Origin of the sequence: Thermobacillus xylanilyticus, assembly GCF_907165215.1 — a bacterium.
Lineage (GTDB): Bacteria > Bacillota > Bacilli > Paenibacillales > Paenibacillaceae > Thermobacillus > Thermobacillus xylanilyticus.
On the sequence record NZ_CAJRAY010000031.1, the window covers coordinates 1 to 12,602 of the forward strand.

Genomic DNA, 12,602 nt, shown 5'->3' on the forward strand with positions numbered 1-12,602 from the left:
CGGCGAACGGCTTCGAACGATTCGTTCGAAGCCGTTCGCCGGTTCATGGCGTCCGCAAGCGTCGGCTTTGTTACAATTGATGCCAGAGGTGAAGGCACGGACATGTTCTTGAAACGGATCGAGCTGGCCGGATTCAAATCGTTCGCCGACCGGACGGAAATGGAATTCGTCCGCGGCATTACGGCGGTCGTCGGACCGAACGGCAGCGGGAAGAGCAACATCTCCGACGGCATCCGGTGGGTGCTCGGCGAGCAGAGCGCGAAGAGTCTTCGCGGCGGCAACATGCAGGATGTCATTTTCGCCGGCAGCGCCTCCCGGAAGCCCGTGAACTACGGCGAAGTGTCGCTGACGCTCGACAACACGAGCCGCGCGCTGCCGCTCGAATACGACGAGGTGACGGTCACCCGGCGCGTTCACCGAAGCGGCGAAAGCGAATATCTCATCAACAAGCAGGCGTGCCGGCTGAAAGACATCACCGAGCTGTTCATGGACACCGGCATCGGCAAGGAAGCCTATTCGATCATCGGTCAAGGACGGATCGAAGAAATTTTGAGCACGCGGTCGGAGGATCGGCGGGGCATTTTCGAAGAAGCGTCGGGTATTGTGAAATACAAGGCGCGCAAGCGCGAAGCGCAGAAGAAGCTCGAAGATACGGAACAGAACCTGCTCCGCATCCACGACCTCGTGTCCGAGCTGGAGGGACAGCTTGAACCGCTCCGCGAACAGTCGGAGAAAGCGCTGCGCTACAAGGATCTCCGCGAACAGTTGAAGTCGAAGGAGATCTCGCTCTACGTCCATCAGATCGAACATGTTCATGCCAACTGGAAGGAACTGGGCGAAAAGTTGGAGCGGCTGCAGCAGGAGCAGGCCGAACTGATGGCCGTCGTCAGCAAGCATGACGCGGTCCTCGAGCAGGATCGGCTCAAGCTGCGGCAGATCGAAGAAGAAATCGAGCGGCTGCATGCGGATCTGCTCCGCATCAGCGAAGAATACGAGAAATGCGAAGGCCACGGCGAAGTGCTGCGGGAACGCCGCCGCAATCTCGAACAGAACCGGAAGCAGCTCGAGGAGACGATTCACGCGCAATCGGAACGGATCGCGGCGCTGACGAAGGAAGAGGCGGATCTTCGTGCGAAGGCCGCCGCGCTCGAGGAGACGCTTCGCGGGCAGCGCGAGAAGCTGGCGCAGGAGGAAGCGAAACTGTTCGGCACAAGCGGCGAGGCCGACGCGGACGCGGAAGAAAAGCTGAAGAGCGAGCTGCTCGACGTGCTGTCCGCGATGGCTTCGCTGCGCAACGAGATCCGGTATGCGGAGCAGCAGCGGGAAGCGGCGGAGCGCCGCCTGCAGCGGCTCGGCGAGGAAGAAGCCGAGGGCGCCGGCGAGCTGGACAAGCTGGCCGCCCGGCGGGAGGAACTCTCGGCGCTCCTTCGGGACAACGAAGCGGCGCTCGAGGCGCTCCGGAAACGGCTCATCGCCGAGACCGAGCGACGGCAGGAACTGCAGCGCTCGCTGGAGGAAACGCAGTCGCTGTTGCGCAGGTGGGAGCAGAAGCGGGATGCCAGCGCGTCCCGGCGCGACACGCTGAAAGAGATGCAGGACAGCCTGGACGGCTTCATGCAGGGCGTGCGCGAAGTGTTGAAAGCGGCGCGCCGCGGCGCGGGCGGCCTGGCCGGCGTGCACGGCGCGGTGGCTGAACTGATCCGCGTGCCGGAGAAGCTGGAGGTCGCGGTGGAAACGGCGCTCGGCGGAGCGCTGCAGCATATCGTCATGGATGACGAGCGGTCGGCCCGCCAGGCGATCACCTACCTCAAGCAGCGCCAGCTCGGCCGGGCGACGTTCCTGCCGCTCGACGTCATCCGCGGGCGAAGCGTGCCGGAGCAGGACCGGCGCGCCGCGGAATCGGTCGAGGGCTACGTCGGGATCGCGTCGGAACTCGTCGAATGCGATGCCCGCTATGCGCAGATTGCGGCGAACCTGCTCGGCAACGTCCTGATCGCGGAGACACTGGAGCAGGCGAACAAGATCGCCGCGCGCTGCGGCTACCGTTTCCGGGTCGTCACGCTCGAGGGCGACATCGTGAACGCCGGCGGTTCGATGACGGGCGGCAGCCTGCAGAAGCGGGGCGGCAGCCTGCTCGGCCGCCAGCGGCAGATCGAAGCATTGAACGAGGAAATCCGCGAAGCGGAGACGCAGCTCGGGCAGCTCCGCGACAAACTTGACGATCTGCGCAAGGAACTGTCCATTTGTTCCCAGAACATCGAGGATGCGCGCGGACAGTCCGAGACGCGCCGGATCGAGGAGCAGCAGCTCCGCTCGGCGCTTCAGCAGGTCGAGCAGGATGAGCAGCGGCTCAAGGAGCAGCTCAAGCTGAAAACCGACGACCGCGGCAGCCAGCTCAAGGAGCTGGAAGCGTTGGATGCGGCCAAGGCGGCGGCCGAAGCGAAGCTCGCGGAGATGGCGGCCGAAGAAGCGCGCCTGCAGCAGGCGATCCGCGATGCAGAAGAGCGCCGCCGGGCGAACGAGTCCGCGCGGGAAGAGCTGCAGGGACAGCTCACCGAGCTGAAGGTTGCCGTCGCGAAGACGGAACAGGAGAAGCAGTCGCTCGCCGAGCAGACGGCGCGGCTCCGCGGCGAGATCGCGCGCGGCAAGCAGGAGCTGGCCGCGCTGCGCGAGACGGCGTCGCTGCAGGCGGACGAGCTGCAGCGGCTGGAAGAAGAAACGGTCAAGCAGACGGAGACGCTGAACGAACTGCGGCTGCAGAAAGAGCGCTGCGCGGAATCGATCGATCTGAAGCGCGCGGAGCGGGCCGAGAAAATGCGCGTCCTCGAAGAAGGGGAAAGCGAGACGAAGGAGCAGCGCACGCAGCTCCGGCAGGTGGAAGAGCAGGTGCGGCAGACCGAGATTGCCGCAAACCGGCTTGACGTCGAGCTCGACAACCTGCTGCGCTCGCTCAGCGAAGAATACGAGCTCGGGTTCGAGCTCGCGAAGGAGCGGTATCCGGTGCCGGAAGATCCGGCCGCCGCGCAGCAGGAGGTCCGCGAACTGAAGCGGCAGATCTCGCTGCTCGGAGAAGTGAACCTCGGCGCCATCGAAGAGTACGAGCGGGTGAAAGAACGGTACGAGTTTCTCAGCGCGCAGAAGGACGACCTTATCGAGGCGAAATCGGCGCTCTACCAGGTCATCCGCGAGATGGACGAAGAGATGGGCCGGCGCTTCCGCACGACGTTCGAGGCGATCCGCGGTCATTTCGGCATCGTGTTCAACCGGCTGTTCGGCGGCGGACGGGCGGATCTCGTCCTGCTCGATCCGGACAATCTCCTGGAGACGGGCATCGACATCGTCGCGCAGCCGCCGGGCAAGAAACTGCAGAACCTGCAGTTGCTCTCGGGCGGCGAGCGCGCGCTGACGGCGATGGCGCTGCTGTTCGCGATTCTGCACGTCAAGCCGGTGCCGTTCTGCGTGCTCGACGAAGTCGAAGCGGCGCTGGACGAAGCGAACGTGACGCGGTTCGCGCAATATCTTCGTGAATTCTCCGAGCAGACGCAGTTCATCGTTGTCACGCACCGGAAAGGGACGATGGAAGAAGCGGACGTGCTGTACGGGGTGACGATGGAGCAGGACGGCGTGTCCAAGCTCGTCTCGGTGCGGCTGGAGAACGGCGAGCCGGTATCGGCGTGATCCGGGCATTTGCCGGAACCGCGGCCGGGCCGTCCGGTCCGGGTGAAATGGAAAGGTGGTAAAACGGTGAGCTTTTTCAAGAAATTGCGCGAGAGCATCTCGGCGAAGGCCGAAGCGGTGACGAACAAGTTCCGGGAAGGGCTCGGGAAGACCGCTTCCGCCATCGCGGGCAAAGTGGAAGAACTGGTGCTCCGTCGCAAGAAAATCGACGAAGCGTTCTATGAAGAACTGGAAGAAATTCTGATCGGCGCCGACGTCGGCGTGACGACCGTCATGCGGCTGACCGACGAGCTCCGCGAGGAAGTGCGGAAGCGGAAAATCGAGGATGCGTCCGAACTGCAGCCGATCCTGTCCGAGAAGCTGGTCGCCCTGCTGCGCGAGGGCGCGGACGAAGGCCTCAGAATGGCTGAGTCGGGCACGACCGTCATCCTGTTCGTCGGCGTGAACGGCGTCGGCAAGACGACGACGATCGGCAAGCTGGCGCACCGCTTCAAGAGCGAGGGGAAATCGGTCCTCATGGCGGCGGGCGATACGTTCCGTGCCGGGGCGATCGACCAGCTCGAGGAGTGGGGCCGGCGCGTCGGCGTCGAAGTGGTGAAGCAGCAGCCCGGAGCCGATCCCGCCGCCGTCATGTACGACGCGATCCGCGCCGCGAAGCAGCGCGGCGTCGACGTGCTCTTGTGCGACACGGCGGGCCGTCTGCAGAACAAGACGAATTTGATGGAAGAGCTGAACAAAATCTATCGCGTCATCCAGCGGGAGATGCCGGGCGCGCCGCACGAGGTGCTGCTCGTGCTCGACGCGACGACGGGACAGAACGCGCTCAGCCAGGCGAAATTGTTCGGCGAGAAAAGCGGCGTCACGGGCATCGTGCTCACGAAGCTGGACAGCACGGCCAAGGGCGGCATCGTCGTCGCGATCCGCAGCGAGCTCAAATTGCCGGTGAAGCTCGTCGGCCTCGGCGAGAAAATGGACGATCTGCAGGAGTTCGACGCGGAGCAGTTCGTCCATGCGCTGTTCGCCGGCGCGATCGACAAGGAAGCCGAAGCCGGAAGCGCGGGTTGAGCGGCCTCGGCGGCCAACGCCCCGAAACAGACGCAGGGCCTTCGGATATTTCAGCGAAAATCGCAAAAACCCGTTTTTCGAGCGAATAGAGGAATTGATTTCCTCTATTTTTGCATTTGCCGCAGTTTCGGTGCGGCAAAGTGCGGTTGCTTTCCGGCATTTCACCTGACAAGGTGATCGGCTTGACACGCCGGGCGCCTTGAGGTATGATGAGGAAGTTGATCAAGGTGTAAAGGTCTTTTCCTTGAAAGACAGGATTGGCGCCCGCCCGGGAGGACGGCGCCTGCCGTTTGCCGGAAAGGAGGGGCTGACTTCGGCGATGCGCGAGTCGGAAGCCCTCGAGAAGACGAACCGGATCAATATGTTGTTCGACTTTTACGAACCGCTGCTGACCGACAAGCAGCGGATGTTTCTGAAATATTACTTTCACGACGATTACTCGCTGGGCGAGATCGCGTCGGAATTCAGCATCAGCCGGCAGGCCGTCTACGAGCATATCAAGCGGGCGGAAGAGATGCTGGAAAACTATGAAGGACGGCTCGGGCTGCTCGCCCGCCATGAACGGCTGACGTCGCTGCTCGAGGAGCTTGAGCGGGCGGTGGCGGCACTGCCGGAAGGGGCGGGCGCGGAAGCCGTTCGGACGGCGTTGGCCAGACTTCGTCTGGCCGTCGAGAACGGCTGAGGATTCATACGGCAGGGGGCGAAGCGGATGGCCGCATTCGAAAGTTTGACAAGCCGGCTGCAGAGCGTGTTCGGGAAGCTGCGGGGCAAAGGCAAGGTAACCGAAGATGACGTGAACGAGGCGATGCGCGAAGTCCGGCTGGCGCTGCTGGAAGCCGACGTCAACTTCAAGGTGGTCAAAGATTTCATCGCCAGGGTGAAGGAGCGCGCGATCGGCCAGGAAGTGGTCAAAAGCTTCACGCCCGGCATGGTCATCATCGATATCGTCAACAAGGAATTGACCGAATTGATGGGCGGCACCCAGGCCAAGCTGGCCAAGGCCGCCAAACCGCCGACCGTCATCATGATGGCGGGGCTGCAGGGCGCCGGCAAGACGACGGCCAGCGCGAAGCTGGCGCTGATGCTGCAGAAGGGCGGGCACAAGCCGCTGCTCGCGGCGTGCGACATTTACCGTCCGGCGGCGATCAAGCAGCTGCAGGTGCTGGGCGGTCAGATCGGCGTGCCGGTGTTCTCGCTCGGCGACAAGGTGAATCCGGTGGACATCGCGCGGCAGGCGCTGCAACATGCGAAGGATGAAGGCCGCGATTATCTGATCATCGACACGGCCGGCCGGCTTCATATCGATGAAGCGCTCATGGAGGAGCTGCGGCAGATCCATGAGGCCGTGAAGCCGGATGAAGTGCTGCTCGTCGTCGACGCGATGATCGGGCAGGAAGCGGTCAACGTCGCGCAAAGCTTCCACGAACAGCTCGAGCTGACGGGCATCGTGCTGACGAAGCTCGACGGCGACACGCGCGGCGGCGCGGCGATCTCGGTCAAGGCCGTCACCGGCTGTCCGATCAAGTTCGTCGGCATGGGCGAGAAGATCGAGCCGCTCGAGCCGTTCCATCCGGACCGGATGGCGTCCCGCATTCTCGGCATGGGCGACATGCTGTCCCTCATCGAGAAGGCGCAGGCGGCGATCGACGCCGAGAAGGCGGCCGAGATGGAGCGCAAAATGCGCGCCGCCGAGTTCACGTTCGAGGATTTCCTCGAACAGATGGCGCAAGTTCGCAAGCTTGGTCCGCTCGACCAATTGCTGGAAATGCTGCCCGGCATGGGCAAGCTGAAGCAGCTGAAAGACATCCAGATCGACGAGCGACAGCTCGCCCGCGTCGAAGCGATCGTGAAGTCGATGACGACCGAGGAGAAGCGCAATCCGGAGATTCTGAACCACAGCCGCCGGAAGCGCATTGCGGCGGGCAGCGGCACCACGGTCGCGGATGTGAACCGGCTGATCAAGCAGTTCGACGACATGCGCCGCATGATGAAGCAGTTCTCGACGATGATGGGCCCGAAAGGCCCGAAGGGCGGAAAAGGCCCGAAAGGCTTGAAAGGCATGAAGGGCATGCTCGGCCGGGGGCCGCGTTTCCCCTTCGGCTGATCCTGTGACCCGAGCTTTTGAAGGAGGTGAATTCGCATGGCAGTCCGCATTCGTCTGAAGCGCATGGGTGCGCACAAGAAACCGTTCTACCGCGTTGTCGTTTCCGACTCCCGTTCGCCGCGCGACGGTCGTTTCATCGAAGAGATCGGCACGTACAACCCGGTTGCCCAACCGGCTCAACTGAACATCGACGAAGAGAAAGCGCTGAAATGGCTGCAAAACGGCGCGCAAGCGTCCGATACGGCGCGCAGCCTGCTCAGCAAAGCCGGCGTTCTGAAGAAGTTCCATGAACTGAAGCAAGGCAAGTAAGCCCAGCCTTCTCGGGAGGAGGCCGACGATGAAAGAATTGATTCAGGTGATCGCCAAGTCGCTGACGGACCATCCGGACGATGTGCGGGTCACGGTCCGTGAAGAAGACCGCGGCACGGTATATACCTTGTCCGTCCATCCCGACGACATCGGGAAAGTGATCGGAAAGCAGGGCCGAATCGCGAAGGCCATCCGAACGGTCGTCTCGTCGGCCTCCGCAAGGGACAAACGCCGCGTCATTGTGGATATTGAATCTTGATTTCAGGTTCGGCTCGTCTGATGCCGGATCGGTCAGGGGCCGGGACGCATGAGTCCCGGCCCCTGCACGCGATCGGCCGAGGATCGGACGGGCCGGCCGTGCGAAAGGAGCGGCCCCACGCGTGTCAGACAAGTGGCTCAAGGTCGGCAGGCTGGTGAACACCCACGGCATCCGGGGAGAGGTCAAGGTGCTGCCGTCGACCGATTTTCCCGGCGAGCGCTTCGCTCCCGGCAGCCGCCTGACGCTGCATGCCCCCGACTCGTCCGCTGCCGTGGAAGTCGAAGTCGCATCGGCGCGGGAGCATAAAGGGCTGTACATCGTAAAGTTCAAACAGTACGACAACATTAACCAGGTGCTCCCGTACAAAGGGTGGACGATCAAAGTTCCGGCTTCGCAGCGCGTTCCGCTCGCGGAAGGAGAATACTATTTCCACGACATCATCGGCTGCACGGTCGTGACGGAGGAAGGCGAGGAGCTCGGCCGGATCAGCGAGATCCTCCGTCCCGGGGCGAACGATGTCTGGGTCGTCGAACGTCCGAAGGGCCGCCCGGTGCTCATCCCGTACATCGCCGATGTGGTGCTGGATGTCGATGTTGAGGCAAAACGGGTGACGATCCACCTGATGGAAGGGCTGATCTGACCGATGCGGATCGATGTGCTCACCCTGTTTCCCGAAATGTTCGAGGGCGTGTTCGGCGCGAGCATTATCGGCAAAGCCCGGGAGAAGGGGATCGTCGAGCTGAACACCGTCAATTTCCGCGATTATGCGAACAACAAGCACAACACGGTGGACGATTACCCGTACGGCGGAGGGAGCGGCATGGTGCTCAAGCCCGAGCCGATTTTCGCCGCGGTCGAGGATCTGATCCGGCCGGACGAGCCGCGTCCCCGCATCATCCTGATGTGTCCCCAGGGCGAGACCTTCACGCAGCGCAAGGCGGAAGAACTCGCGGCCGAGCGGCGCCTCGTGTTCATCTGCGGACATTACGAAGGATACGATGAGCGCATCCGCGAACATCTCGTGACGGACGAGCTGTCGATCGGCGATTACGTGCTGACCGGCGGCGAGCTTCCCGCGATGGTCGTCATCGACGCGGTTGTGCGGCTCTTGCCCGGCGTGCTCGGCAACGAGTCATCCGCCTGGGCGGACTCGTTCCAGGCCGGTCTGCTCGAATATCCGCAATATACCCGGCCGGCGTCGTTCCGCGGCTGGGATGTGCCGGAGGTGCTGCTCTCCGGCCATCACGGGCGGATCGAGGAGTGGCGGCGCAGGCAGTCGCTGCTGCGCACGCTGAGACGGCGGCCGGATCTGCTCGAACAGGCCGATCTTACGCCGGAGGAGCAGCGCTTCATCGAGGAAGAGCGGCGCCGCATGGCGTCCGAATCCTTGAGCGGCCGGGAGACGGAGCGGGACCGGGGTCAGTGAAAAATGGTTGTATTTGCAGCCGCGCTGTGGTAAAATTTCAAATGTTGTTTGCGATATCAGGACGGTCCGCTGTCAGCGCAGACCCGGCACGGGAAGATGCCGGCGAGCTTGCATGAACGTCCTTGGGGAAGGAGGTACGTCCGATGAATCTCGTACAAGCGATTACGCAAGAACAGCTCCGCAAGGATATTCCGGACTTCCGCCCGGGCGACACCCTGAAGGTGTACGTCAAGGTTATCGAAGGTTCGCGCGAGCGGGTTCAGCTGTTCGAAGGCGTGGTCATCAAGCGCCGGGGCGGCGGAATCAGCGAAACGTTCACGGTCCGCAAGATTTCGTACGGGGTCGGCGTCGAAAGAACGTTCCCGCTGCACACTCCGAGGATCGAGAAGATCGAAGTAGTGCGCCGCGGCAAAGTGCGCCGTGCCAAGTTGTACTATCTGCGCGAGCTGCGCGGCAAGGCAGCGAGAATCAAAGAACGCTAAGCATGATGAAACGGAGGGGGCTTGCTTTCGACAAGTCCCTTTTGCTTTAGAAAGATAAGCTTGTGACGGACATTTCAAGGCGCCGAAAGGTGGTGGGCGGATGGACCGAACCGAAACGCATGACGCCGAATTGCCGAAGGCTGAACAGACGGGAAGCGGGCAGCCGGATCGCGGGCAGGATCAAGCGGAGCCGCGGGAGGGAAGCCGGTTGTACAAGGAAATCGTGGAGTGGATCAAGGCGCTCGCGATTGCCGGGCTCCTGGTCTTTGTCATCCGCTGGTTTCTTTTCGCGCCGTTCATCGTGGACGGTCCGTCGATGCAGCCGAACTTTGAAACCGGCGAGCGGTTGATCGTGAACAAGATTCTGTATGATTTTCGGGAGCCGAAGCGCGGCGAGGTCGTCGTGTTCCACGTGCCGGAAGAGAACCGCGATTTCATCAAGCGGGTCATCGGCGTGCCCGGCGACAGCGTGCGGCTTGAAGGCGACGATCTGTACATAAACGGCGTCAAGTTCGAGGAGCCTTATATACGTGAAGCGATCGAGCGGGCGCGGGCCGCGGGCGAGCCGGCGTTCAACCTGGGAGACGATTTCCCGAATGCGATCGTTCAGGAAAGCACCGTGCCGGAAGGGATGATTCTCGCATTCGGCGACAACCGGCGCAACAGCAAGGACAGCCGGATGATCGGATTCGTTCCGCTCGAGAACGTGATCGGCAGGGCCGATTTCATCTTCTGGCCGATCGGCAAGGTCGGGTTTATCAACCATTCGGCTCCGGTTCCGGCTGCGGAGTGAAGCGGCGGTCTGCATGCGCGCCGCTTTCTTCCGACAGCGCTGAAAGAGTGGGGGCAGCATGACGATCCAATGGTTTCCGGGCCATATGACCCGGGCAAGAAGGCAGATTCAGGAAAAACTGAAGCAGATTGACGCGGTGATCGAACTGCTCGACGCGCGGGTGCCGCATTCGAGCCGCAATCCGATGATCGACGAGATTCTGCGCGGCAAACCGCGCCTTGTCCTGCTGAACAAGGCCGATCTGGCGGACCAGCGGGCGACGGACAGATGGATCGCCGCGTTTCGCGAAGACGGGCTGGACAGCCTTGCCGTGGACGCCGCCGGCGGACAGGGCATCAAGGAAATCTCCGCGCGGGTGAAGAAGCTGGTCGCGCCGCAATGGGAGCGCATGGCGGCGCGGGGCGTCGTCAAGCCCCGGGCGGTGCGCGTGCTGATCGTCGGCATCCCGAATGTCGGCAAGTCGACGCTGATCAACCGGCTGGCCGGCCGCAGCGTCGCCGCGACCGGCGACCGCCCCGGCGTCACCAAAGGCCAGCAATGGATCAAGGTCGGCGGAGAAATGGAACTGCTCGACACGCCGGGCATTCTGTGGCCGAAGTTCGACGACCAGACGGTCGGCATGCGGCTGGCGGTCATCGGCTCGATCCGGGAAGAGATTTTGAACCTGGAGGAAATCGCGTTCTTCGCCGTGAAGACGCTGGCCGGGAAGTATTGGGACGCGTTCGTTGAGCGTTTCGGACTCGAAGGCGGTCCGCCGGAAGATCCGGACGATCCCGGACAGATCGTCGATGTGCTGGAGCGGATCGGCCGGAAGCGCGGCTGCCTTGTGAGCGGCGGACGCGTCGATCTGGAGAAGGCGTCCGGCGTGCTGCTGCGCGATCTGCGTTCGGGCAAGCTCGGCCGGATCACGCTGGAGGAACCGGAAGAGTTCCGGTGACCGGCTTCGGGCGCTGCCGGTTGACGGGGATCGGGTTCGGCAGCGGCTCCGGGGGAGGAGAGACGCATCATGGAAAGTACGGGTATGCTGGCGCAGGAACGGGAGCTGGCGCAGCGGGGATTCCGGGCGATCGCCGGCGTCGATGAGGTCGGCCGCGGCTGCCTGTTCGGCGACGTGGTGGCGGCCGCCGTCATTCTGCCGCCGGATCTGCATCTGCCGGATGTAAACGACTCGAAGAAGCTCACCGCGAAGCAGCGCGAGCGATGCTACGAAGCGATCATCAAGCAGGCGGTGGCCTGGTCGGTGGCCCGCGTCGGCCCGGAGGAGATCGACCGGATCAACATCCGGCAGGCGTCCCGGCTCGCGATGAAGCTGGCGGTGGAAGCGTTGAGCGTGAAGCCGGACCATTTGCTGGTCGATGCCGAGACGATCGATCTGGATGTGCCGCAGCTCGCCGTCGTCCATGGCGACGCGCGCTGCCAGTCCATCGCCGCCGCGTCAATCGTCGCCAAGGTGACGCGCGACCGGCTGTGCACGGACGAATGGGACCGCATGTATCCGGAATACGGCATCGCCATACATAAAGGTTACGCGACGAAGCTGCACCGCGAACGGCTGCTGGAGTTCGGACCGAGCCCGATGCACCGGCGTTCGTTCCTCGGCAAGCTGCTGGACGAGCAGTTGACGTTGTTCTGATCGCAAACCGCCTGCGGACGGGCGAAAGCCGCCTGCGGGCGGTTTTTTTATTCTTCAGCCCGAAGCGGGTTCAGCCGATATAGAAACCATAAGGAAGAAGGGGGATGCTGACGATGTTGGTGAGCCAATTGATGCGCGGCATGCTCGGCGAGCCGCAGCCGGACCAGGCGAAGGCGCTGGAACTGCGGATCGGCCAGGTCGTGCGCGGCGTCGTGCTGCAGCTGCTGGACGGGCAGGAAGCGCTCGTGTCGCTCGCCGGCGTCCAGGTGCGCGCACGTCTGGAAACGCCGCTGGCTCCCGGGCAGTCCGCAATGCTGCAGGTGATGCCCGAATCGTCAGCCGGCACGATCGTGCTCCGGCAGGCCGACGCCGGCAACGCGCAGCCTTCGGAGGCGACGCTGCGCGAACTGATGCGGACGCTCGGCCTGCCGGACAAGCGGTGGGCCGCGGAACTGGCGCTCGACCTTCGCCGCGGCGGCTATCCGGTCACCCGCGAGACCGGGGAGGCGCTGAAGCAGGTTGCGGCCGCCCGTCCGGCGGATGTGCCGGAAGCGGAATGGATGCAGGCGGCGGCGACGGCGTGGAAGCGCGGTCTTCCCGTGACGGAGAGCACGGTCGCCGCGCTGCGGCAGGCGATGTTCGGCAAGCCGCTGGGCGAACTGCTGGCATCGCTGCGCGGGCAGCTGGCGGCATTCGCCCTGCAGGGATCGGCCGCGGGCGGCGCGGCCGGACCCGACACCGCCGGGACGCTGCCCGCGTTGGCGGCGCGCGTGCTCGCGCTGCTTGCCGAAGGCGAGGCGCTGCTCGCCGGCCCGGCCGCCCGTGCGGGCGGGCCGGCCAATCCGGCAGGCGC

Annotated in this window: 12 protein-coding genes and 1 pseudogene; all 13 read left to right on the plus strand. The window is 63.7% G+C overall.

The genetic code is table 11. The features are described 5' to 3' along the window. The first annotated feature begins 102 nt into the window (after positions 1 to 102). Positions 103 to 3,678 (plus strand): chromosome segregation protein SMC, encoded by a 3,576-nt coding sequence (gene smc / locus KJQ12_RS06600; protein ID WP_213483983.1) that lies wholly within the window; start codon positions 103 to 105, stop codon positions 3,676 to 3,678. A gap of 66 nt (positions 3,679 to 3,744) precedes the next feature. Next, the gene (gene ftsY / locus KJQ12_RS06605) at positions 3,745 to 4,743 is read left to right on the plus strand and encodes a signal recognition particle-docking protein FtsY (RefSeq protein WP_213483984.1); all 999 of its coding nucleotides are present in this window, start codon (positions 3,745 to 3,747) and stop codon (positions 4,741 to 4,743) included. 319 nt (positions 4,744 to 5,062) lie between these two features. Then, a complete protein-coding gene (locus KJQ12_RS06610; protein ID WP_015254998.1) occupies positions 5,063 to 5,425 on the plus strand; it encodes a putative DNA-binding protein in 363 nt (120 codons plus the stop codon). A 27-nt stretch (positions 5,426 to 5,452) separates the two neighbouring features. Then, a complete protein-coding gene (gene ffh / locus KJQ12_RS06615; protein ID WP_213483985.1) occupies positions 5,453 to 6,847 on the plus strand; it encodes a signal recognition particle protein in 1,395 nt (464 codons plus the stop codon). 36 nt (positions 6,848 to 6,883) lie between these two features. Then, complete coding sequence (gene rpsP / locus KJQ12_RS06620) at positions 6,884 to 7,156, plus strand: 30S ribosomal protein S16 (protein ID WP_015254996.1); 273 nt, start codon at positions 6,884 to 6,886, stop codon at positions 7,154 to 7,156. 28 nt (positions 7,157 to 7,184) lie between these two features. Continuing rightward, complete coding sequence (locus KJQ12_RS06625) at positions 7,185 to 7,415, plus strand: KH domain-containing protein (RefSeq protein WP_015254995.1); 231 nt, start codon at positions 7,185 to 7,187, stop codon at positions 7,413 to 7,415. Between the two features lie 121 nt (positions 7,416 to 7,536). After that, positions 7,537 to 8,055 carry a ribosome maturation factor RimM gene (rimM, locus tag KJQ12_RS06630; protein ID WP_015254994.1) on the plus strand — a complete coding sequence of 173 codons (519 nt, stop codon included), beginning with the start codon at positions 7,537 to 7,539 and terminating at the stop codon, positions 8,053 to 8,055. Between the two features lie 3 nt (positions 8,056 to 8,058). Beyond that, positions 8,059 to 8,841: a tRNA (guanosine(37)-N1)-methyltransferase TrmD gene (gene trmD / locus KJQ12_RS06635; RefSeq protein WP_015254993.1), complete on the plus strand. Its 783-nt coding sequence runs from the start codon at positions 8,059 to 8,061 to the stop codon at positions 8,839 to 8,841. A gap of 143 nt (positions 8,842 to 8,984) precedes the next feature. Beyond that, positions 8,985 to 9,323, plus strand: a complete 339-nt coding sequence (gene rplS, locus KJQ12_RS06640) for a 50S ribosomal protein L19 (RefSeq protein ID WP_015254992.1) — start codon at positions 8,985 to 8,987, stop codon at positions 9,321 to 9,323. A 100-nt stretch (positions 9,324 to 9,423) separates the two neighbouring features. Further along, on the plus strand, positions 9,424 to 10,116 hold the full coding sequence (gene lepB, locus KJQ12_RS06645; RefSeq protein ID WP_015254991.1) for a signal peptidase I: 693 nt from the start codon (positions 9,424 to 9,426) through the stop codon (positions 10,114 to 10,116). Positions 10,117 to 10,174: 58 nt separating this feature from the next. Beyond that, entirely contained in the window at positions 10,175 to 11,053 is an 879-nt protein-coding gene (ylqF, locus tag KJQ12_RS06650; RefSeq protein WP_213483986.1) for a ribosome biogenesis GTPase YlqF, read from the plus strand. 69 nt (positions 11,054 to 11,122) lie between these two features. Then, entirely contained in the window at positions 11,123 to 11,749 is a 627-nt protein-coding gene (locus KJQ12_RS06655; RefSeq protein WP_213483987.1) for a ribonuclease HII, read from the plus strand. Positions 11,750 to 11,853: 104 nt separating this feature from the next. Beyond that, positions 11,854 to 12,602 (plus strand): annotated as a pseudogene (locus KJQ12_RS06660) (hypothetical protein); the annotation flags it as partial.

What these genes read in the sequence shown, in the direction of transcription:
- smc (WP_213483983.1), top strand. Translation starts at nt 103, where the DNA reads ATGTTCTTGAAACGGATCGAGCTGGCCGGATTCAAATCGTTCGCCGAC.
- KJQ12_RS06610 (WP_015254998.1), top strand. Translation starts at nt 5,063, where the DNA reads ATGCGCGAGTCGGAAGCCCTCGAGAAGACGAACCGGATCAATATGTTG.
- ffh (WP_213483985.1), top strand. Translation starts at nt 5,453, where the DNA reads ATGGCCGCATTCGAAAGTTTGACAAGCCGGCTGCAGAGCGTGTTCGGG.
- rpsP (WP_015254996.1), top strand. Translation starts at nt 6,884, where the DNA reads ATGGCAGTCCGCATTCGTCTGAAGCGCATGGGTGCGCACAAGAAACCG.
- KJQ12_RS06625 (WP_015254995.1), top strand. Translation starts at nt 7,185, where the DNA reads ATGAAAGAATTGATTCAGGTGATCGCCAAGTCGCTGACGGACCATCCG.
- trmD (WP_015254993.1), top strand. Translation starts at nt 8,059, where the DNA reads ATGCGGATCGATGTGCTCACCCTGTTTCCCGAAATGTTCGAGGGCGTG.
- rplS (WP_015254992.1), top strand. Translation starts at nt 8,985, where the DNA reads ATGAATCTCGTACAAGCGATTACGCAAGAACAGCTCCGCAAGGATATT.
- lepB (WP_015254991.1), top strand. Translation starts at nt 9,424, where the DNA reads ATGGACCGAACCGAAACGCATGACGCCGAATTGCCGAAGGCTGAACAG.
- ylqF (WP_213483986.1), top strand. Translation starts at nt 10,175, where the DNA reads ATGACGATCCAATGGTTTCCGGGCCATATGACCCGGGCAAGAAGGCAG.
- KJQ12_RS06655 (WP_213483987.1), top strand. Translation starts at nt 11,123, where the DNA reads ATGGAAAGTACGGGTATGCTGGCGCAGGAACGGGAGCTGGCGCAGCGG.